This window comes from Lysobacter hankyongensis, from assembly GCF_039543145.1.
GTDB classification, from domain to species: Bacteria; Pseudomonadota; Gammaproteobacteria; order Xanthomonadales; family Xanthomonadaceae; genus Lysobacter_I; species Lysobacter_I hankyongensis.
Map to the genome: position 1 here is coordinate 197,781 of NZ_BAABJE010000010.1, position 21,632 is coordinate 219,412.

At 69.3% G+C, this 21,632-nt stretch carries 17 protein-coding genes; 9 read left to right on the plus strand and 8 right to left on the minus strand.

Translation table 11 applies throughout. From position 1 onward, the window contains the following. Positions 1-157: 157 nt before the first annotated feature. Positions 158-637, plus strand: coding sequence for a hypothetical protein (locus tag ABD974_RS10575; protein ID WP_345303279.1), 480 nt, complete (start codon positions 158-160; stop codon positions 635-637). Between the two features lie 40 nt (positions 638-677). On the opposite strand, the gene purL is transcribed toward ABD974_RS10575, so the two are convergent. Further along, positions 678-4,574 carry a phosphoribosylformylglycinamidine synthase gene (gene purL, locus ABD974_RS10580; RefSeq protein WP_345303280.1) on the minus strand — a complete coding sequence of 1,299 codons (3,897 nt, stop codon included), beginning with the start codon at positions 4,572-4,574 and terminating at the stop codon, positions 678-680. Between the two features lie 300 nt (positions 4,575-4,874). On the opposite strand from purL, the gene ABD974_RS10585 reads away from it, so the two are divergent. Together ABD974_RS10585 and ABD974_RS10590 are read left to right on the plus strand one after the other, a co-directional pair. After that, positions 4,875-5,807: an esterase/lipase family protein gene (locus ABD974_RS10585; RefSeq protein WP_345303281.1), complete on the plus strand. Its 933-nt coding sequence runs from the start codon at positions 4,875-4,877 to the stop codon at positions 5,805-5,807. Beyond that, complete coding sequence (locus tag ABD974_RS10590) at positions 5,804-6,814, plus strand: lipase secretion chaperone (protein WP_345303282.1); 1,011 nt, start codon at positions 5,804-5,806, stop codon at positions 6,812-6,814. Before ABD974_RS10585 ends, ABD974_RS10590 begins: the two co-directional genes overlap by 4 nt. Before the next feature lie 133 nt (positions 6,815-6,947). Here ABD974_RS10590 and ABD974_RS10595 read toward each other — a convergent pair whose 3' ends face one another. Both ABD974_RS10595 and xerD read right to left on the minus strand, forming a co-directional pair. Continuing rightward, the gene (locus ABD974_RS10595; RefSeq protein WP_345303283.1) at positions 6,948-7,790 is read right to left on the minus strand and encodes a thioredoxin fold domain-containing protein; all 843 of its coding nucleotides are present in this window, start codon (positions 7,788-7,790) and stop codon (positions 6,948-6,950) included. Positions 7,791-7,984: 194 nt separating this feature from the next. Continuing rightward, entirely contained in the window at positions 7,985-8,938 is a 954-nt protein-coding gene (gene xerD, locus ABD974_RS10600; RefSeq protein WP_345303284.1) for a site-specific tyrosine recombinase XerD, read from the minus strand. 180 nt (positions 8,939-9,118) lie between these two features. Between xerD and ABD974_RS10605 the strand changes: the two genes are divergently transcribed. Continuing rightward, positions 9,119-9,592: an RDD family protein gene (locus tag ABD974_RS10605; RefSeq protein WP_345303285.1), complete on the plus strand. Its 474-nt coding sequence runs from the start codon at positions 9,119-9,121 to the stop codon at positions 9,590-9,592. A gap of 206 nt (positions 9,593-9,798) precedes the next feature. Here ABD974_RS10605 and lptG read toward each other — a convergent pair whose 3' ends face one another. Further along, complete coding sequence (gene lptG, locus ABD974_RS10610; RefSeq protein WP_345303286.1) at positions 9,799-10,911, minus strand: LPS export ABC transporter permease LptG; 1,113 nt, start codon at positions 10,909-10,911, stop codon at positions 9,799-9,801. Continuing rightward, positions 10,908-12,008 (minus strand): LPS export ABC transporter permease LptF, encoded by a 1,101-nt coding sequence (gene lptF, locus ABD974_RS10615; protein WP_345303287.1) that lies wholly within the window; start codon positions 12,006-12,008, stop codon positions 10,908-10,910. The genes lptG and lptF overlap by 4 nt, the downstream gene beginning before the upstream one ends. A 281-nt stretch (positions 12,009-12,289) precedes the next feature. Here lptF and ABD974_RS10620 point away from each other — a divergent pair, with 281 nt between their 5' ends. The 3 genes from ABD974_RS10620 (at position 12,290) to ABD974_RS10630 (ending at position 17,173) form a co-directional block, all read left to right on the plus strand. Continuing rightward, positions 12,290-13,777: a leucyl aminopeptidase gene (locus ABD974_RS10620; RefSeq protein ID WP_345303288.1), complete on the plus strand. Its 1,488-nt coding sequence runs from the start codon at positions 12,290-12,292 to the stop codon at positions 13,775-13,777. A gap of 2 nt (positions 13,778-13,779) precedes the next feature. Further along, positions 13,780-14,205: a DNA polymerase III subunit chi gene (locus tag ABD974_RS10625; protein ID WP_345303289.1), complete on the plus strand. Its 426-nt coding sequence runs from the start codon at positions 13,780-13,782 to the stop codon at positions 14,203-14,205. Positions 14,206-14,326: 121 nt separating this feature from the next. Then, positions 14,327-17,173, plus strand: coding sequence for a valine--tRNA ligase (locus ABD974_RS10630; RefSeq protein WP_345303290.1), 2,847 nt, complete (start codon positions 14,327-14,329; stop codon positions 17,171-17,173). A 117-nt stretch (positions 17,174-17,290) separates the two neighbouring features. Here ABD974_RS10630 and rimI read toward each other — a convergent pair whose 3' ends face one another. From rimI to pssA, 3 genes are read right to left on the minus strand one after another with little or no spacing between them, the layout of a single operon-like run. Then, positions 17,291-17,725 (minus strand): ribosomal protein S18-alanine N-acetyltransferase, encoded by a 435-nt coding sequence (gene rimI / locus ABD974_RS10635; RefSeq protein ID WP_345303504.1) that lies wholly within the window; start codon positions 17,723-17,725, stop codon positions 17,291-17,293. A gap of 59 nt (positions 17,726-17,784) precedes the next feature. After that, the gene (locus ABD974_RS10640; RefSeq protein WP_345303291.1) at positions 17,785-18,132 is read right to left on the minus strand and encodes a hypothetical protein; all 348 of its coding nucleotides are present in this window, start codon (positions 18,130-18,132) and stop codon (positions 17,785-17,787) included. Continuing rightward, a complete protein-coding gene (gene pssA / locus ABD974_RS10645; RefSeq protein ID WP_345303505.1) occupies positions 18,129-18,905 on the minus strand; it encodes a CDP-diacylglycerol--serine O-phosphatidyltransferase in 777 nt (258 codons plus the stop codon). Before pssA ends, ABD974_RS10640 begins: the two co-directional genes overlap by 4 nt. A gap of 175 nt (positions 18,906-19,080) precedes the next feature. Between pssA and ABD974_RS10650 the strand changes: the two genes are divergently transcribed. Both ABD974_RS10650 and ABD974_RS10655 read left to right on the plus strand, forming a co-directional pair. Beyond that, complete coding sequence (locus ABD974_RS10650; RefSeq protein WP_345303292.1) at positions 19,081-19,491, plus strand: DUF4124 domain-containing protein; 411 nt, start codon at positions 19,081-19,083, stop codon at positions 19,489-19,491. Between the two features lie 294 nt (positions 19,492-19,785). Continuing rightward, positions 19,786-21,501 (plus strand): proline--tRNA ligase, encoded by a 1,716-nt coding sequence (locus ABD974_RS10655; RefSeq protein ID WP_345303293.1) that lies wholly within the window; start codon positions 19,786-19,788, stop codon positions 21,499-21,501. The last annotated feature ends 131 nt before the right edge of the window (positions 21,502-21,632 follow it).

A 21,632-nucleotide genomic window follows, 5' to 3' on the forward strand; every position in this document is an offset into this window, starting at 1 on the left:
AACCGGTAGAGCGGCCTGCGGCCGCATCGCAGCCGCTCCCCCGAACGGGCTAGCGCCGAGGGCCCACTCCGAACACGCGATTGTCCGTCGCCGCGCGTCCGCGCTGAAATCGCCGTGGACGCCGCATCGTTGCGGTGCGCACGCGAGGAGCCACGCCATGACCTGCCAATGCCAGCATCGCCGCCGCGCGGCGCGGTCGTTCGACGCCTGGGACGAGGGCGACGCCTTCACATCGCTGGGGTTCGAGTCCGAGGGGTTCGAGTCCGACGGTTTCGACGCCTACGACGACACCGACGGTTTCCTGCGCATCCTGCGGGTCCTGCCGACCGGCAGAACCGCGCCCAGCGGTTTCCCTGCGCTGCGTACCGGCGGCGCGATGCGCCACAACGACGCGCTGCGGCAGTTGCTGCGCTCGCGCGCGGGCGTGTTCCTGCAGGGCGCCAGCGCCGGAGACGCGAATTCCTGGGCGAATCGGCTCGCCAACGCGCGGGGCGGCAGGGTCGTCCACGACGCCCCGCACGGACCCGGTGCGCGCCCGCACTTCCACATCGAACTCCCGGGCGGCCGACGCACCGGGCACATTTTCTACGGCCCGACGCCGCCGCCCGGCGATTTCTTCGAGGACAGCGCGTACTGATCCGCGCGGCGCGCGACCACGGCGCGCAGTCGCGTCGCCGTCAGCCGACGGCGATGCGCGCGTTGCGGAACATCCGCAGCCACGGCGAATCGCCCTGCCAGTCGTCCGGATGCCAGCTCATGTTGACGCTGCGCGGCGTGCGCTCCGGATGCGGCATGAGGATGGTGACGCGGCCGTCGCGGCTGGCGAGGCCGGCGATGGCGTCCTCGGAGCCGTTCGGGTTCGCCGGATAGCTGGCGGCGGCGCGACCATCGTTGGCGACGTAGCGCAGCGCGACGGTCGCAGCGGCGCGGTCGGCATCGCCGGCGAACGCCACCCGGCCTTCGCCGTGGGCGATCGCCACCGGGATGCGCGAGCCGTGCATGCCGCGGAAGAACAGCGACGGCGAATCGACGACTTCGAGCAGGCCGAAGCGCGCCTCGAACTGTTCGCTGCGGTTGCGCAGGAAACGCGGCCAGTGTTCGGCACCGGGGATGATGTCCTTGAGCTGCGACAGCATCTGGCAGCCGTTGCAGACGCCCAGCGCGAAGGTGTCGGGACGCGCGAAGAACGCGGCGAAGGCGTCGCGAAGCGCGGCGCGTTCGAGGATCGAGGTGGCCCAGCCGCGGCCTGCGCCGAGCACGTCGCCGTAGCTGAAACCGCCGCAGGCGGCGAAGCCGCTGAAGCCGTCGAGCGCGATGCGCCCGGCGATGAGATCGCTCATGTGCACGTCGACCGCGGCGAAGCCGGCGCGATCGAAGGCCGCGGCCATTTCGATCTGGCCGTTGACGCCCTGCTCGCGCAGGATCGCGACGCGCGGACGCGCGCCGGTGGCGATGAACGGCGCCGCGATGTCCTCGGCGGCATCGAAGGTCAGCTTCGGCTGCAGCCCCGGCGCATCGAAGCGACGCACCGCGGCGCGCTCTTCGTCGGCGGCGTCGGGGTTGTCGCGCAGCCGCTGCATCGCATGGCTGACCGACCACCAGGCATCGAACAACGCGTCCCAGCGCCATTCGACCAGCACCTCGCCGTCCTGATGGACGCGGATCGCGCCGGCGGTGGTCGGCCTGGCGATGCGCTGCGCGCATTCGATCAGACCATGCCGGGAAACGAGATCGGCGAATTCGGCGCGGTCCTCGGTGGCGATCTGCACGATCGCGCCGAGCTCCTCGCAGAACAGCGTGCGCAAGGCATCGTCGCCCCAGTCGTCGAGATTCATGTCGATGCCGAGGTGCGAGCAGAACGCCATCTCGCACAGCGCGGCGAACGCGCCGCCGTCGGAACGGTCGTGGTACGCGCGCACCAACCCGCGCTCGCGGGCGTCGCGCATCAGATCGAACAGGCCGCGCAGACGTTCCGGATCGTCGAGATCGGGCACGCTGTCGTCGCCGTGGCGCCCGCCGAAGCCGTCGTAGACCTGCGCCAGGATCGAACCGCCGAGACGCTTGCGCCCCGCGCCGAGGCCGATGAGCCACAGTTCGGTCTCGCCTTCGCGCGACAGCAGCGGCGTCAGCTGCCCGCGCACGTCCTCGACCGCGGCGAACGCGCTGACGATCAGCGACACCGGCGAGACCGACTTGTGCGTCTCGCCGTCGCGCTGCCACTGCGCCTGCATCGACAGCGAATCCTTGCCGACCGGAATGCTCAGCTCCAGCGCCGGACACAGCGCCATGCCCACGGCCTTCACCGCGTCGAACAGGCGCGCGTCCTCGCCCGGATGGCCGGCGGCGGCCATCCAGTTCGCGGACAGTTTGATCTGCGCCAGCGACGACACCGGCGCGGCCAGCAGATTGGTGATCGCCTCGCCCACCGCCATCCGCGCGGCGGCGGCGGCGTCGATCAGCGCGAGCGGCGTGCGTTCGCCGATCGCCATCGCTTCGCCGGCATGCGTGTCGAAACCGGCGATCGTGATCGCGCAGTCGGCCACCGGCATCTGCCACGGGCCGACCATCTGATCGCGCGCGGTCAGGCCGCCGACCGAACGGTCGCCGATGGTGATCAGGAAATGCTTCGCGGCGACGGTCGGATGCGCGAGCACGCGCAGGCCGGCTTCGTGCAGATCGATGTCCTTGCCGTCGAGCGCGGACCACGGCGTCGGCGCCGGGCGGCGGGTGTCGCGGTGCATCTTCGGCGGTTTGCCGAAGAGGACGTCCATGGGCAGGTCGATGGCGGGCGCATGCGGAATCGCGTCGACGGTCGCGCCATCGCCGACCACCAACCGCTCTTCCGCCGTCGCCACGCCGACCGCGGCGAACGGGCAACGCTCGCGTTCGCAGATCGCGGCGAATTCGGCCAGGCGATCCTGCGGCACGCCGAGGACGTAGCGCTCCTGCGATTCGTTGCACCACAACTGCATCGGCGACAGCGAAGGATCGTCGCTGGGCACCTTCGCCAGATCGATGACGCCACCGGCGCCGGAGTCGTGCAGCAGTTCGGGAATCGCGTTCGACAACCCGCCCGCGCCCACGTCGTGGAACCACAGGATCGGATTGCCTTCGCCCATCGCGACGCAGCGGTCGATCACTTCCTGGCAGCGGCGCTCCATTTCCGGGTTGTCGCGCTGCACGCTGGCGAAATCCAGATCCTCGGCGCTTTCGCCCGAGGCCACCGAACTGGCGGCGCCGCCGCCGAGGCCGATCAGCATCGCCGGGCCGCCGAGCACGATCACCGCGTCGCCGGGCGACAGCGTTTTCTTGGTCACCATCGGTCGATCGATGGCGCCGAGACCGCCGGCGAGCATGATCGGTTTGTCGTAGGCGCGGACCGGGCCGTCGCCGTCGCGCAGTTCGAAACTGCGGAAATAACCGGTGAGGTTGGGGCGGCCGAATTCGTTGTTGAACGCGGCCGCGCCCAGCGGGCCGTCGAGCATGATCTCCAGCGCCGGCGCCATCCGCGGATTGAGCGGGCGCACGGCCTCCCAGGGCTGCGGCAGGGTCGGGATGCGCAGATGCGAGACGCTGAAGCCGCACAGCCCGGCCTTCGGCTTGCCGCCGCGACCGGTCGCGCCTTCGTCGCGGATCTCGCCGCCGTTGCCGGTGGACGCACCGGGGAACGGCGAGATCGCAGTCGGATGGTTGTGGGTTTCGACCTTGATGCAGAACGCGCTGGGTGCTTCGGCTTCGGCGCGGTATTCCAGCGTCGTCGGGTCGGGACGGAAGCGTTTCGCCGGATAGCCGGCCACCACCGCGGCGTTGTCGCTGTACGCGGACAGCGTGTGGTCCGGCGTCTGCGCGTGGGTGTGTTTGATCATCTTGAACAGCGACTGCGGGCCGCCATTCACCAATTGCTCGCGGCCGTCGATGGTCCAGCCGGCGTTGAAGATCTTGTGCCGGCAGTGCTCGGAGTTGGCCTGCGCGAACATCATCAGTTCGACGTCGTGCGGGTCGCGGCCCAACTCGCGGTAGCGCGCACGCAGGTATTCGATTTCGTCGTCGGCGAGCGCCAGGCCAAGGCGCGCGTTCGCGGCTTCCAGCTGCGCCAGCGGAACGACTTCCAGCGCGCCGCGGGCCGGCGCGACGAACAGCGCCGCCGCATCCGCGGCATCGACCAGCAGCGACTGGGTCATCGGGTCGTGCAGCACCTTGGCCACCGCGGCGCGGACGGCGGGGTCTTCCGGCCAGCCGCTCAGATCGATGCGGGTGCCGCGCTCCACGCGCTTCACCGGCTGCCCGGCGCCGCGCAGCAGTTCGCCGGCCTTGCTGGCCCAGGGCGAGATCGTGCCCAGGCGCGGGGCGATGAAGCGCGACACCGCGCCGGCGGCCAGCGGCGCGCGGTCGGGACGGGCTTCGAGAATCCGCAGCAGGGTGTCGGTGTCGGGGGTGCGGCCCGGCTCGGGTTCGACCCAGTAGGCGAACCAGGCGCCGACGACGCGGAGCTCGGGGGCGATGGCCTGGAGACGGGCTTGAAGACGGTCGCGACGGAACGGCGATAGGGCCGGCAAGCCCTCGAGGACGATCATGTCCGGTGCATGTCTGGACGCGGGCCGGCGATTGTACCGGAAGCGGGGGCCGGGCCGCGGGCCGGGGCGGCATCGGGCATCCCCGTCCTGCCGGTTGCGACCACGGTCGGCTGGGCCGCCGGGCCGTGCTGCTGTGCACAACGACCTCCGCGGCGGAGGCTGGTATCGTCCGCTCCATACGGTGCCGTACCGAACGGAAAGAGGGCCGCGTCGCGCGCCCGGATCGGCCACGCACCGGATCGGCAACGGTCGGCGTTCCCGACCCCGCAGTCCCGCACGTTCATCCAAGGAGAGAGAGTCATGCGTCGTGGATTCACCGGTTTCATTCTGCTGTTCCTGGCGATCGTGTTCTTCGCCCTGCCCGCGCAGGCGCAATCGACCTACACCCGAACGAAATACCCGATCGTGCTGGTGCACGGGCTGTTCGGTTTCGATTCGATCCTCGGCGTCTACGACTACTGGTACGGCATCGGCGACGAGCTGAAGGCCGGCGGCGCCAGCGTCTACACCGCCAGCGTCTCCGCCGCCAATTCCAGCGAAGTGCGCGGCGAGCAGTTGATCCGCGACCTCGACCGCCTCCGCGCGATCACCGGCAAGAGCAAGTTCAACCTGATGGGCCACAGCCACGGCGGGCCGACGATCCGTTACGTCGCCTCGGTGCGTCCGGACCTGGTCGCCTCCGCCACCCTGATCGGTGCGCCGAACACCGGCTCCCCGGTGGCCGATGGCGTCAGCGGCGCGCTGCCGCCGGGCTCCCCGCTGCGCGGCTTCGTCGCCGGGTTCGTCAACGCCTTCGCCGGCTTCCTCGGCGCGATATCGGGCAACCTCGATCCGCAGAATTCGCTGGCCGCGCTCGGGTCGCTCAGCAGTGCCGGCGCGAACGCGTTCAACGCGCGCCACCCGCAGGGCAAACCGACCACGTCCTGCGGCAGCGGCGCGGCGACGGTCAACGGGGTCCGCTACTACTCGATGGGTGGTACCTCGGTCCTGACCAACGTTTTCGACATTTCGGACGCCGCGCTCGGCGCCGGCGGCCTGTTCTTCGGTTTCGAGCAGAACGACGGGCTGGTCGGACGCTGCTCCTCGCGCTGGGGCACCGTGCTGCGCGACGACTACGGCTGGAATCATCTCGACGAGGTCAACCAGTTCCTGGGCCTGCGCGGCTTGTTCTCGTCCAGCCCGCAGAGCGTCTATCGCGCCCAGGCCAACCGCCTGCAGTCGCTCGGCCTGTGAGCCACGCGTTCCACCGCACCGCTGGCGTCGTCGTGCTTGCGACGGCGCTGGCCGGCGGCGTGTGGTGGTGGATGGCCGAAGGGCCTTCCGCCGCGCGCGATGCGCCGCATGTCTCCGGCACCGCCGGGAGCGATGCGGGGCTTCGCGACGACACCGCAGGCGATGCCCCGACCGATACCGCGCAGGCGGCCGCCGATCCGCTGGCGACCAGCTCGCTGCGCGGGACCGCGGTCGATGGCGAGGTGCGTTTCGACGCCGACGGCGCCCTGGTGCTCGACGCCGGACTGCGCCGGTTCTTCGACTATCACCTGAGCCTGATCGGCGAATGGGACCTGACGAAGATCCGTGAGCAACTGCGACGGACGCTGCTCGCCCGCTTCGATGCCGGCCGGGTCGGCACGGTGCTCGATCATTTCGACCGTTACACCGCCTACCTGCAGGCGCTGTCGGACAGCGGGATCGCCGCCGAGCCGGACCCAGCGCGGCGACTGGCCGCGGTGCGCACACTGCGCCGCGACCGGCTGGGCGAAGCGATGGCCGAAGGCTTCTTCGCCGAGGAAGACGCGCTGGCGGCGTTGACGCTGGCGCGGATGCGGATCGCCGGCGATGCGCGGATGAGCGCCGAAGACAAACGCGAAGCGCTGGCCGCGCTCGACCGCGAGGCCGGCTACGACGCGCGCGCGTCGGCCGGACTGGCGGAGGAAGCGGAAAGCATCGAACGGCGCGCGCTGGCGCCCGCACAGCGCGAGACCGAACGCACGGCGCGATGGGGCGCGGACGCCGCGCAGCGACTGGCCGCACTCGACGCAGAACGCGCCGCCTGGGACACGCGGGTCCGCCGCTATGCCGAAGCGCGGGCACGCATCGACGCCGATCGTCGTCTGGACCCGCAGGGCCGGGCGCAGGCGATCGCGGCGCTGCGGGCGCAGATGTTCACATCGACCGAACAGCGACGGATCGCATCGCTGGAGGCGATCGGCCAGCTGGGGGCCACGCTGTCGCAGTGAGCGTCGCCGGGCCGTGAGCCACGCGGCTCGGATCAGGACAACGACGGCGATGCTCGGTCCCGTCCGGCGAGGACGGGAGCCGCGAACCGACGCCGGTCAACCGACGCGGGTCGGCGAAAGTATCTCCCGGGCTTCAGCGACCGCCGGCGGTGCTGTCCGCGGGCTTCGCCTTCTTCTCGGCCGCCAGTTCGTCGAGGGCCTGCAGCATCTTGGCCGGCGGCAGATAGCCCGGCAGCGCGATGCCATCGACGTTGATCGCCATCGGCGTGCCTTCCAGGCCGATGCGCTGGCCGAGCTTGTACTGCGCGGCCACCGGGTTGGTGCAGCGCTTGGGCGGCACCGCCACGCCGCTCTTGGCGTCGGTCAGGGCCTGGCGGCGATCGGCGGAACACCACACCGACTCCATCGCCAGCGCATCGGCGCTGGTGAGGCCGGCGCGCGGGAACGCCAGATATTCGATGGCGATGCCGAGCTTGTTGTAGTCGGCCATTTCCGAATGCATCTTGCGGCAGAAGCCGCATTCGATGTCGGTGAACACGGTGACCGTGTGCTTGCGCGGACCGACCGGGGCGAACACGATGCGATCCGACACCGGCACCTTGGCCAGTTCGTCGCGACGCAGGCCGCTGAGGCCGATCTGGGTCAGGTCTTTCTGCTTCTCGATGTCGAACAGCATGCCCTGCAGCATGTAGCGGCCGTCGTCGCTGAAATACACCACGCGGCCGTGGACGATGGCTTCCTGGAAACCGGGCATCGGCGCCGGGCCGACGCGGTCTGGCACCAGGCTCGGATCGATCTTCTTCAGCGCGGCGCGGACCATCGCTTCCTTGGAGGCGTCCGCCGGTTTGGCCGGGGGGGGCGCGGCGGCGTTCGCCTTGGACGCTTCCGGCGCGGCCGCCGTGTCGTCGGCGGGTTTGGATTGGGCGCAGGCGGACACGCTGAGGGCGCAAAGCAGGGCGAACACCGGGAGTTTCATACAGGGCGGTTCCATCGGATGACTGGGGTGATGTCGGCTGGGACCACCGCGCGGCGGCGAAGTTCAGACGACGGTTTCGTCCGATTGTCGCATGCACCGGCGGCACCGGCCCGCGCCGCGCGGGTCGCCGGATGTGACGGCGATTGCAGCCCGGAGCGGTCAACCCGCCGGAACCGCCGGCCGACGCTCGGCGCTCAGCCGCGCGGGTGGTGCTGCGCGTGCAGGCGCTTGAGTTGCTCGCGCGCCACCAGGGTGTAGATCTGGGTGGTGGACAGGCTGGCATGGCCCAGCAGCATCTGCAGCGCGCGCAGGTCGGCGCCGTGATTGAGCAGGTGGGTGGCGAAGCTGTGGCGCAGACCGTGCGGGCTGATCCGGCGCGGATCGATGCCCGCCACGCCGGCATAGCGCTTCACCAGCCCCCAGAACAACTGCCGCGTCGGCGGCTCGCCCCCGGGCACCAGGAACAACGCCTGCGGCGCGCGCTTGCCCGCCAGCGCCGGCCGCGCCTCGACCAGATAACGCTGCAGCCAGTGCTGCGCTTCCTCGCCCAACGGCACCAGCCGGTCCTTGCCGCCCTTGCCGGTGACCCGCAGCACGCCCTGGCGCAGATTCACCGCGGTAGCGGCGATGCCCACCAGCTCGCTGACGCGCAGGCCGGCGGCGTACATCAATTCCAGCATCGCGCGATCGCGCAGGCCCGTCGGCGCGGTCGTGTCCGGCGCGGCCAGCAGCGCCTCGATCTCGCGTTCGCTCAGCGCCTTCGGCAGCGAGCGCGGCAGCTTCGGCGGATCGAGCAGCGCGGTGGGATCGTCCACCCGCGCGCCCCGGCGCAGTTGCAGCGCGAAGAACGCGCGCAGGGTCGACAGCAGCCGCGCGTTGCTGCGCGGCGAATAGCCGCTGCGGGTGCGCCAGGCGAGGTAGTCGAACAGCGCCGCGCGGTCCGCGCCGGCGAGCCCACCGCCCGCGCCGTCGCGCCAGCGCGCGAAGCCTTCGAGATCGCGGCGATAACTGGCCTGGGTCTGCGCCGCGAGTCCGTTCTCGGCCCACATCGTTTCGATGAAGGCGTGGATCGCGCCCGCATCGGCATCGCGCAGCGGCGGCAGCGCGATGGCCTGTTCGCGTCGTTCGGCGGGCGTCCTGGCGGTCATGCGGACAGGGTAACGCGACGAGCGTTGCACCGAATCGAAACGCCGAACACGAGTCGTCGTCGTCCAGGCGAAGGCCGGGATCCAGCATTCGACATCGCGACGTGCGGCAAGGGCGGGGTCCCGGCCTTCGCCGGGATGACGGCGGTTTTTGATCCAGGGGCGGCCGTTTATCCTGTCGCCATGACCGACACCGCCGCACAAGCCCTCACGGGCAAGCCCGACCCCCTGATCCTCCGCCGCCTACTGTCGCTGTTCTACGACCTGTGGCCGGTGGTCGCGCTGTGGATGCTGGTCTCGGCGCTGTTCAACCTCGGCTACTACCTCGCCGGCCACGACCGCCGCGACATCCTCGAAACCGTCAGCCTCCTCGGCGCGCTGCTGTGGTTCTGTTGCTGGCTCGTGGCGGGCGCCTACGCCATCGCCAGCTGGGCGCGCGGCGGCCAGACCCTCGGCATGCGCCCCTGGCGCCTGCGCGTGACCGGCGCCGACGGCGCCGCACCCACCCGCGCACAGCTCATCCGCCGCTATCTCGTCGGCAATCTGTCGCTGCTGCTCGGCGGCCTCGGCTTCTGGTGGGCCTGGTTCGACCGCGACCGTCTGGCCTGGCACGACCGCGCCAGCGGCACGCGGGTGGTGCGGGTGGCGAAGCGATAGTTGGACGGCAATCGACTCGCCGGATGCGGTCCGGACGAAGTCGGCCACTCCCTGTGGGAGCGACGGAAGTCGCGACGCTTTTCCGAGGAGCCGAGCAGCCATCCCGCGATTGAAAACCCGCAGAGCGTCGCGACTTCCGTCGCTCCCACAGGGGCTTCGAGGAACGGTGCAACCGCATCGAACGCCATGTCGGGCCAAGGCCCGACCTACCCGCTCCGCCGCTTGAACAACCACAGCGACAACCCGACCATCGCCAGCGCCGGAATCAGATACGCGATGCGATAGTCGAACTTGAACACGCCGGCGAGGCGCACGAACTGGGTCTGCACCAGCCAGAACCCCAGCGAGAAGATGATGCCCATGAACAAACGCTTGCCCAGACCGCCGCTGCGCAGCGAACCGAACGCGAACGGGATCGCGAGCAGGCTCAGCACCAGCACATTCACCGGATAGAACCAGCGGCCCCAGTAATGCTCCTGGAATTCGCTCGAATCCAGACCGTTGCGTTCGCGATACTCGATGCCGTCCCGCAGCTGCGCCGCGGTCATGTAACGCGGGCGCCAGATGTTGCGGGTGCTGGCGGCGAGCGCGGCCGCGTCGAGGCGCGACGCCCAGCGCTCTTCGGCGGCGGTGGTGCGGATCGCGGCCTTGGCCTCGAAACGGGTGCGCTCGACCTTGCGCAGGATCCACTCGCCCTCGCGATGCTCGGCGCTGCCGGCATGGACGATCGAGATCAGGCGGCCGTCGGGCGCCAGCTCGAAGAGTCGCACGTCGTTGAGCTCCAGCCACTGCCGGCCGTTCTCGCTGCGCTCCTGCCCGGTCTGGGCGTTGAGGAACACGTCGCCCTCGCGCGCCCACAGGCCGGAATACTGCGCGACGATCACCTGGTCGGACTTGGCCGCGGCCTTCAGGGTGTCGGCGCGGCGCTGCGCCCACGGGCCGACGGTTTCGCCGTTGATCACCATCAGCGCGGTGAGCACGGTCAGCGCCAGGATCACCGACAGGCTGATGCGGCGGCGCGACAGGCCGAGCGCGCGGAGTACGGTGAGTTCGGAGCTGGCGGACATCTGCCCGAGGCCGATCACCGCACCGATCACCGCCGAATACGGAAACAGCATGTAGGCGCGGCGCGGCAGGCTGTAGACGACATTGGTGGCGGCGGCGAGAAAGTCGTACTTGCCGGTGCCGATGTCGCTCATTTCGGTGAGCAGGCCGCTGATCACCGCGTCCAGGCCGACCAGCACCGTCCAGGTCAGCAGCACCGAACCCAGCACCACCCGGCCGATGTACAGATCGTGGATCTTCGGAAACGGCTTCATGCGAGGGCCCGCGGATGTCCGTTCTTCGGACGCCGGATCGCGCCGTCGTGCGCGTACATCCACACCGCCACCACCAGCAGCGGCACCAGCATCCACCACAGGCCGAGCATGCCCGGGACCTTGCCGTCCTCCAGCCACTGGGTACCCAGCATCATCAGGAACACGCCGAAGAGATAGATCAGGAAACCGACGGCGAGATTGCCGTAGCGCGCCTGCCGCGGCGAACTGCGCGACAGCGGGATCGCCAGCAGCGCGAAGGCCAGGGTCAACAGCGGCGGCGCCAGCCGCGAATGCAACTGCGCCGACGCCTCGGGCCGCGGATCGCCGAACAGCGCGGTCGTCGGCTGCAGCGCGACATCGCTGTTCTTGCGCCGCGGGGTCAGGTCTTCGGGCAGCCGCACTTCGTTGACGGCGTAACGCATCAGCCGGAAATCGCGGCCGCCGGCCAACGGCCCTTCGACCTCGAAGCCCTGCGCCAGCCGCAGGTAGCGGTCGCGCTCGCTCTGCACCGACAACGTGCCGGTCTGCGACGTGGTGACATCGAAGCGCTGGTCTTTCTGGCGGTAGACGAACACCCGCTGCATCTCGCGGCTGTCGGCGGACATCCCGCCGACGTAGATCACCCCGCCGCCGCCCGGGAGTTCGGTGAAGCGGCCCGGCTCCATGCCCGCGATCAGCAGGTTGCGGCCGGCCTCCTCGATCATCCGCGCCGACACCCGGTCGGCCCACGGCCCCAGCCACAGCGAACACAGGCCGACACCGGCCACGATCGGCAGCGCCATCCACGCCAGCGGCCGCAACATGCGCCGCGGCCCCACGCCGATCGACACCAGCACCGGCATTTCGGCATCGCGGTAGAGACGGCCCATGGCCAGCATCAGGCCCAGCATCACCGCCAGCGGCAGGATCAGCGGCAGCCATTTCAGGAACACCAGCCCCAGCTGGGCCAGTAGCATGCCCGGGGGCACCTTGCCCCGGGCCACGTCGCCCAGCACGTCGGCGAAGGCACCACCCAGCAACACGATCAGGACCACCACCAGCACGGCGAACGTGCTCTGCGCGAACTCGCGGATCAGGTATCGGTCCAGCTTCAACATGCGGGGACGGGGTCCGGTCGCCGGGCATCCGGCAGGGGCTTTGGATTAAACTTCGGAGTTCTGCGCGCGCGCCGGTCGACTCATGGCCGGTGCCGGGCGCGGACGGCACCGTCTCCGGGCCCGCAGGGCGCCCGGGGATTGTACGGAATGGCGTCGGCGGAAAGGCATCCCGTCTGAACGGGGACGTCCCCGGCGGTTCAGGCACTCCCGCACCGCAGGCTTGCACGCCACGCCACCGCCCGCACCTTTCCTCTCCCGAACGCCTCCACGGAACCCGATCCATGGCCCTCGAATTCACCCTCCACGGCGCTCCCGCCGCCGACGCCGCCACCTTCGCCAGCGACTGCATCGTGATCGGCGCCTTCGCCGACAAGACCCTGACCGCCACCGGTCAGGCGCTCGATGCGGCCAGCGGCGGCCGCATCGCCGCGCTGATCGAGCGCGGCGACGTCTCCGGCAAGACCGGCAAGACCGCCGTGCTGCACGACCTGCCCGGCGTGACCGCGCCGCGGGTGCTGGTGGTGGGCCTGGGCGAAGCCGGCAAGTTCGGCGTGCCGCAGTACATCAAGGCCGCCGGCGACGCCGCCCGCGCGCTGAAGGACGGCGCCGCCGCCAGCGCGCTGTTCTCGCTGAGCGAAGTACCCGTGTCCGGCCGCGACGGCGCCTGGGCCATCCGCCAGGCCGCGATCGCCATCAACCACGCCTGCTACCGCTACACCGCCACGCTCGGCGACAAGAACAAATCCAAGGGCGAGAGCAAGCTCGCCACGGTCGCCATCGCCGGCAGCGACGCCACCGCGCTGGCGCGCGGCCAGGCCATCGCCGCGGGCATCGCCTTCACCCGCGAACTCGGCAACCTGCCGCCGAACGTCTGCACCCCGGCCTATCTGGCCGAGCAGGCGCAGCAGTTCGCCCGCGACCACGGCGCCGAAGCCGAGATCCTCGACGAAGACCAGATGCAGGCGCTGGGCATGGGCTCGCTGCTCGCGGTGGCGCGCGGCTCGGCCAACCGGCCGCGGCTGATCGTGCTGAAGTGGCAGGGCGGCGGCGACGCCAAACCCTTCGTGCTGGTCGGCAAGGGCATCACCTTCGACACCGGCGGCGTCAACCTCAAGACGCAGGGCGGCATCGAAGAGATGAAGTACGACATGTGCGGCGCCGCCAGCGTCCTCGGCGCCTTCGTCGCCGCGGTGAAGATGAAGCTGCCGATCAACCTCGTCAGCATCGTGCCGGCGGTCGAGAACGCCATCGACGGCAACGCCTATCGCCCCTCGGACGTGATCACCAGCATGTCCGGCAAGACCATCGAAGTCGGCAACACCGACGCCGAAGGCCGCCTGATCCTGTGCGACGCCCTGACCTACGCCCAGCGCTTCGAACCGCAGGCGCTGCTGGACGTGGCCACCCTCACCGGCGCCTGCGTGATCGCGCTCGGCAAATACGCCGCCGGCCTGATGAGCAAGCACGACGACCTCGCAGACGAACTGTTGCAGGCCGGCGAACACGTGTTCGACCGCGCCTGGCGCCTGCCGCTGTGGGACGAATACCAGACCCAGCTGAACTCGATCTTCGCCGACGTCTACAACATCGGCGGCCGCAACGCCGGCGCGATCACCGCCGGCTGCTTCCTCTCCCGCTTCGCCGAAGGCCAGCGCTGGGCGCATCTCGACATCGCCGGCGTCGCCAACGACGACGGCAAACTCGGCATGGCCACCGGCCGCCCGGTCGGCCTGCTGTCGCAGTGGCTGATGGATCGGGCGCAGGGCTGACGGTGCCCCGCGCCGACTTCTACCTCATCCAGAAACCGCGCTTCCGCGAGGAACCGCTGATGCTGGTGTGCGAACTGGCGCGCAAGGCCTACGACGCCAACCTGTGGACGCTGGTGCTGGCGCGCGACGCGGCGCAGGCGGAAGCGCTGGACGAGTTGCTGTGGGCGTTCGACGAGGACGCCTACATCCCGCACCAGATCGCCGGCACCGACGACGAGGACGCGCTGACGCCGGTGCTGATCGCGAGACCGGATACCGACATCCCGCTGCGGCCGCTGGTGATCAACCTGCGCGACGCGCCGGTCGACGGCGTGTTCGAGCGCGTCCTGGAAGTCGTGCCCGCCGACGACTCCGCGCGCGGCCCGCTGCGCGAACGCTGGAAGCAATACCAGGCGCGCGGGCTGGAACTGAAGAAATACGACATGTGACCCCCATCCTGTCATCCCGAGCGCAGCGAGGGACCTGCTTCATCGCTTTTCGTCCCGGAAAAGCAGGTCCCTCGCTGCGCTCGGGATGACAGGAAACACTACGAACACAAGCCACGACACCATGACCACCCTCGCCTCCGGCTACGAACCCAAAGATTTCGAATCCCGCCTCTACGCCGAGTGGGAAACGAGCGGCGTCTTCGCGCCGCAGGGCGATGGCCCGGCCTACACCATCCTGCTGCCGCCGCCGAACGTCACCGGCACGCTGCACATGGGCCACGCCTTCCAGCACACGCTGCAGGACGCGCTGATCCGCTATCACCGCATGCGCGGCTACCGCACGCTGTGGCAGATGGGCACCGACCATGCGGGCATCGCGACCGAGATGGTGGTCTCGCGCAACCTGCAGATCGCGGGCCAGGGCGAAACCCGCGATTCGCTGGGCCGCGAAAAATTCATCGAGCGCGTGTGGGAATGGAAGCAGCAGTCGGGCGACACCATCGAACGCCAGATGCGTCGCCTCGGCGCCTCCGGTGACTGGTCGCGCAGCGTGTTCACCATGGACCCGATGGCGTCCGACGCGGTGATCGAAGCCTTCGTGAAACTGTACGAGCAGGGCCTGATCTACCGCGGCCAGAAACTGGTGAACTGGGATCCGGTGCTGAAGACCGCGATCTCCGACCTCGAGGTGGTCAGCGAGGAGGAAAACGGCTTCCTGTGGTCGATCGCCTACCCGCTGGCGAACGGCGAGACCTACGAGCACGTGGAGCACGACGCCGACGGCAACGAGACCCTGCGCGAAACCCGCGGCTATCTGATCGTCGCCACCACCCGCCCGGAGACGATGCTCGGCGACACCGCGGTGATGGTGCATCCGGAAGACGCGCGCTACACCCATCTGATCGGCAAGACCGTGACCCTGCCGCTGTGCGACCGCACGCTGCCGATCATCGCCGACGACTACGTCGACCGCGCCTTCGGCACCGGCGTGGTGAAGGTGACGCCGGCGCACGATTTCAACGACAACGCGGTCGGCCATCGTCACGGTCTGCCGATGATCAACATCTTCACCGATGCCGCGACCGTCAACGACAACGCACCGGAGAAGTATCGCGGCCTCGACCGTTTCGCCGCGCGCAAGATCATCGTCGGCGAACTCGAAGACGCCGGCCTGCTGGTCGAAACGAAGCCGCACAAGCTGCAGGTGCCGCGCGGCGACCGCACCGGGCAGGTGATCGAACCGTATCTCACCGACCAGTGGTTCGTGGCGATGGACAACTTCGCCAGGCGCGGCCTCGAACTCGCGGAAAACGGCAGCGTGAAGTTCGTGCCGCCGAACTGGATCAACACCTACCGCCACTGGATGGAGAACATCCAGGACTGGTGCATCAGCCGCCAGCTGTGGTGGGGCCATCGCATTCCGGCATGGTACGACGAGGCCGGCAATCTCTACGTGGCACGCAACGAAACGGAAGCCCGTGTGGGAGCGCCGGAAGGCGCGATACTCCGCCAGGACAACGACGTCCTCGAAACCTGGTTCTCCTCCGGCCTGTGGCCGATCAGCACCATGGGCTGGCCGAACGCGGATCGGATGCGCGAGCGCGGCTTCGATCGATTCGTGCCGTCGTCGGTGCTGGTGACCGGTTTCGACATCATCTTTTTCTGGGTCGCCCGGATGATCGTGATGACCGATCACTTCATGCCGAAGGACGCGACCGACGCCGAGCGCGTGCCCTTCCACGACGTGTACATCACCGGCCTCGTCCGCGACAAGGACGGCCAGAAGATGTCGAAGTCGAAGGGCAACATCCTCGACCCGCTGGACATCATCGACGGCATCACCGAAGCGGAACTGGTCGCCAAGCGCACCACCGGCCTGATGAATCCGAAGATGGCCGAGAAGATCGAGGCCACCACCCGCAAGGATTTCAAGGGCGGCATCGCTCCGCACGGCGCCGACGCGCTGCGCTTCACCATGGCCGCGCTGGCCGGCCCCGGCCGCGACATCAAGTTCGACATGGCGCGCTGCGAGGGCTACAAGAATTTCTGCAACAAGCTGTGGAACGCGACGCGCTTCGCGCTGATGAACACCGAAGGCTTTTCCGCTTCCGGCGCGCCGCAACCGAAGACCGACGCCGAACGCTGGATCCTCTCGCGTCTGGCGAAGGTCAGCGCCGAAGCCGGCGAGCATTTCGCGAGCTACCGTTTCGACCTGTTGTCGCAGGCGCTGTACGAATTCGCCTGGAACGAATTCTGCGACTGGTTCGTGGAACTGGCCAAGCCCGCGCTCAACGGCAGCGATGCCGAAGCCGCACACAGCACCCGCCACACCCTGCTGTACGTGCTGGAATCGCTGCTGCGCCTGCTGCATCCGCTGATCCCGTTCGTGACCGAGGAACTGTGGCGCCACGTCGCCCCGAAGCTCGGCATCGAGATCGAAGGCGCCAGCATTTCCGTGCGCCGCTATCCGCAGGCCGCGGACTTCGCGGCGGACGGGTATGCCGGCGCCGAAGCCGACATCGAATGGTTCAAGGCCGTGGTCTCCGCCGTGCGCAGCATCCGCAGCGTGCTCGGCATTTCACCGTCGAAGCAGGTGTCGCTGCTGTTCCGTGGCGGCAATGCCGACGATGCGGCGCGCGTCGCGAAGTTCGCTGCACAGCTGACGTTCCTGCTCAAGCTCGATCGCATCGAAGTGATCGACGGCGAGCCGCCGGCCGCCGCGCCGGCCGTGATCGGCGACCTGCAGTTGTTCGTGCCGCTGGAGGGGCTGGTCGATCTCGACGCCGAGTGCGCGCGCCTCGACAAGGAAATCATCAAGGTCGCGGCCGAGAAGGACAAGAGCGAAGCCAAACTCGCGAAGTTCGGCGGCAACGTGCCGCCGACGGTGGTCGAACAGGAGCGCGGGCGCCTCGCCGACTGGACCGCGAAGCTCGCAGGGCTGCAAGAACAGCGCGCGCGCCTGGGGTGACGTAGGGCGGGGCCCATGGCCCGCCATCCCGGCGCACCCGTTCGCTTCGGACATCGATCGGAACGGCGGCTGCGATCGAACGATCGCAGGTTCCCGACGGCGGGCCATGGGCCCGCCCTACGCGTCCGGAAGCAACTCGATCGCCATCACGATGGCGTCTTCGCGGCCCATGTTGGCCGGGTAATAGCGCGGGCGGCGGCCGATCTCGTTGAAGCCCTCGTCGAAATACAGCGCGATCGCGCGCGGATTCGACGGCCGCACTTCGAGGAAGATCCGCGCCGCGCGCTGGTTGCGGGCGATCCGGATCAAGGCGCGCAGCAGCCGCCGGCCATGGCCGTGGCCCTGCGCTTCGGGGTCGATGCAGATGTTGAGGATGTGCGCCTCGCCGGCCGCGACGCTGATGATGCCGTAGCCGATGATGATGTCGTCCTGCACCAGCAGCCACGACGGATAACAGGCGTTGATGCAGTCGCGGAAGATGCCGATGTTCCAGGGAAACGCGTATGCCCGCGTTTCGATCGCGATCACCGCATCCAGATCGGCCTCTCGCATCGGGCGCAGCGTCGTGGGCGCCGCCTGCGGCGCACCGACGGAGACCGACGGCCCGGCGCTCACGCGGGCGACCGCCTCAGCGCGCGCAGCGCGGGCCACAGCGCACGCTTGGCCCCCGGATCGCGGCGCAGCGTCTGCGGTGTGGGCCAGCCGCGCACCAGCTGCGCGGCATCGTGGGCGTCGCGGCTGCGGCCGGCCGCGCGCAGCAGCGCGGCGATCAGACGGTCCTCGGGCAAGCGGTCGTCGGTCGACGCGCTGTCGGGTCTCGCCGCCGCAGACGCGGTCTCCGGCGCGGCCGCGCCCAGCATGCGATAGACCGGCAAGCCCATCGCGGCGAGCGTTTCGCGCTGCACGGCGTCCCACAGCGGCGCCGCTCCGAACGATGCGTCCTGACCCGACGCGTTCACGCGCCCTCCGCCGGGGACCGGCGCGCCGCGCGCCGCGCGATCAGCGGGCCGAACACCGCGAAGGTCGCGAACACCGCCAGCAGCACCTTCGGCGGATCGATCACCAGGCCGATGATCGCGGCGATCACCACCAGCGGCACCACGAACGGCACGCGGTCGCCGTGCGGGCCCTTCTTGCCGCCCTTGAAACTCGGATAGCGGAAGCGGCTGACCATCAGCAGGCCCGAGACGGTCGTGATCGCCAGCGCCGCATAGCGCAGTTCTTCGCCGCTCCAGCCGAGGTCGTGCAGGGTCCAGACGAAACTGGCCATCAGCCCGGCGGCCGACGGGCTGGGCAGGCCGATGAACCAGCGCTTGTCGACGGTGCCGACCTGGCTGTTGAAGCGCGCCAGCCGCAGCGCGGCGCAGGCGGCGTAGAGGAAGGCGCCGAGCCAGCCGATCTTGCCGAGGGTGGCGCCGTCGAACTTCATCGAATACAGCGCCCAGTGGTACATCACCAGCGACGGCGCCATGCCGAAGCTGATCAGGTCCGCCAGCGAGTCGTACTGCACCCCGAACTCGCTCTGGGTGTTTGTCATCCGCGCGACCCGACCGTCCAGGCCGTCGAGCACCGCGGCGATGAAGATCGCGACGCAGGCGGCTTCGAAACGGCCCTGAGAGGCGGCGATGATCGCGAAGAAGCCGGAAAACAGTGCGGCGGTGGTGAACAGGTTGGGCAGCAGGTAGATGCCGCGGTTGCGGCGGGGCTGCGGGGGCGTTTCGGGAGTTTCCATGCCCGAAGTGTAGCCGGAGCGCGCCATCGCCGCCGCAAGCGTGCGGGGCGTCACACCGCCAGCCCGTCGGGCTGAGGCGCCGCTGAGCCCGACCCGCATCCCCGCTTGCGCGCGTCCCGCGAGGGTGCTGCAATCTTGTCGACAGGGCCCCCCGTCCGTCTGATCAGGTATCGCCATGACCCGCGCGCTCCGTACCGCCCTGCTCGCCACCGCCGTCCTCGCGCTGGGCACCGCCCCGGCCGCCTTCGCCGATGAGCTCTACCAGTGGAAGGACGCCAACGGCGTCACCCACTATTCGCAGACGCCGCCGGCGCAGGGCAAATATCAGGCGCGGTCGATCCAGCACCGCGCACAGGCCATCGACGCCGGAACGCCCGAGGCCGCAGCGCCGGTCGAATCCACCCAGTGCACCACCGCGCGCAAGAACATCGAACTGCTGCAGAGCGGCTCCCGGCTGCAGATGGACAGCGACGGCGACGGCAAGGCGGACCGCGACCTCAGCGACAACGAGCGCGAGAAGCAGTTGCAGATCGCCCAGACCGTGGCCCGCGTGAACTGCAGTTCGGCCACCGCCAAGACGCCGTAAATCGGCCGGCCGGCCCAGGCAGCCCCTCACACGCGACGACATCCGTGCCGCGCCTGCGGCCCGCGGATCATGAATTCCCAGAGGGTCGGTAGAGCGGCCTTCAGGCCGCTGCTCTTTGGTGATCAAGCCAGCCGGCCTGGTTTTCAACAGTCGAATGACTGGTCAGGCCGCCCTACCGAATAGGGTCCAACGCGTGCCGGAGATGATCCGACGCATACCGAGCGCCTGCGGCCGGCACGGCCCGCAAACATCGGGCAAAATGCGGGGTTCGCCCCCCATGCCGAGTTTCGTCCGATGCGTCTGTCGAAGTTCCACCTCCGCACCGAAAAGGAAACCCCCGCCGACGCCGAGATCGTCAGCCACCAGCTGATGCTCCGCGCGGGCATGCTGCGCAAGCTCGCGGCGGGCCTCTACACCTGGAGCCCGCTGGGCCTGCGCGTGCTGCGCAAGGTCGAGGGCATCGTGCGCGAGGAGATGAACCGCGCCGGCGCGATCGAACTGCAGATGCCGACCATCCAGCCGCGCGAACTGTGGGAAGAGACCGGACGCTGGCAGAAATTCGGCGGCCAGCTGCTGAAGATCAAGGATCGCAAGGAGGCCGAGTACTGCTACGGCCCCACCGCCGAGGAAGTGATCACCGATTTCGCGCGCCAGGAAATCAACAGCTACAAACAGCTGCCGGTGAACTTCTACAACATCCAGACCAAGTTCCGCGACGAGATCCGCCCGCGCTTCGGCGTGATGCGCGCGCGCGAGTTCCTGATGAAGGACGCGTATTCGTTCCACATCGACGACGAATCGCTGAAGGCCGAATACCAGAACATGTACGACGCCTATTCGCGCATCTTCACCCGCCTCGGGCTGAAATTCCGCGCGGTGTTCGCCGACACCGGCGCGATCGGCGGCAGCGCCTCGCACGAATTCCACGTGCTGGCCGATTCCGGCGAAGACGCGATCGCCTTCTCCGACGGTTCGGACTACGCGGCCAACGTCGAGCTGGCCGAAGCGGTGTCGCCGGGCGAACGCGCGGCCGCGAGCGAAACGATGCGCAAGGTCGAGACGCCGACGCAGAAGACCTGCGAAGACGTCGCCGCCCTGCTCGGCATCCCGCTGCAGCGCACGGTGAAGTCGGTCGCGATCATGGGCGCCGACGCGGAGGGCGACGCGCAGTTCGTGCTCGCGCTGGTGCGCGGCGATCACGGCGTCAACGAAATCAAACTCGCGAAACTGCCCGGCCTCGCCGAATACCGCCTCGCCACGGAAGCGGAAATCCTCGAGCATCTCGGCAGCGAGCCGGGCTTCCTCGGCCCGGTGAAACCGGCGAAAGCCATCCGCATCATCGCCGACCGCAGCGTCGCCGCGATGCACGATTTCGTGGTCGGCGCGAACGAACCGGGCTATCACATCGCCGGCGTGAACTGGGGCCGCGATCTGCCCGAAGCCGATGACGTCGCCGACATCCGCAACGTGCTCGCCGGCGATCCCTCGCCCTGCGGTCAGGGCACGCTGGGCATCGCGCGCGGCATCGAGGTCGGCCACGTGTTCGCGCTCGGCCGCAAATACTCCGAAGCGATGAAGTGCACCGTGCTCGACGCCAACGGCAAGGCGGCGACGCCGGCGATGGGCTGCTACGGCATCGGCGTGAGCCGGATCGTGGCCGCGGCGATCGAACAGAACCACGACGACGCCGGCATCGTCTGGCCGGACGCGATGGCGCCGTGGCAGGTCGCGGTCTGCGTGATCAATCCGAAGAACGATGCCACCGTCGCCGCCGCGGCGCAGGCGCTGTACGACGAGCTCAACGCCGCCGGCGTCGAAACTGTGCTCGACGACCGCGGCCTGCGCCCGGGCGCGATGTTCGCGGACATCGAACTGATCGGCATTCCGCATCGCGTCGTGGTGTCCGAGCGCGGCCTCGCCGCGGGCACGTTCGAATATCGCGCACGCCGCGCCAGCGAGGCCGAATCGCTGGATCGCGACGCGCTGATGCAGCGACTGACCGCGCGCTGATCGCCCGCTGCCGCTGCGGCGGCGAAGCGGGTCTCCCGGGCCGCGGACCACCCGCGGCCCGGGCGTTTTCGGGCACCCGACATCACGCGAACCCGCGGATTGCACTATCATCCGGGGCTCCGCGCCGTCGA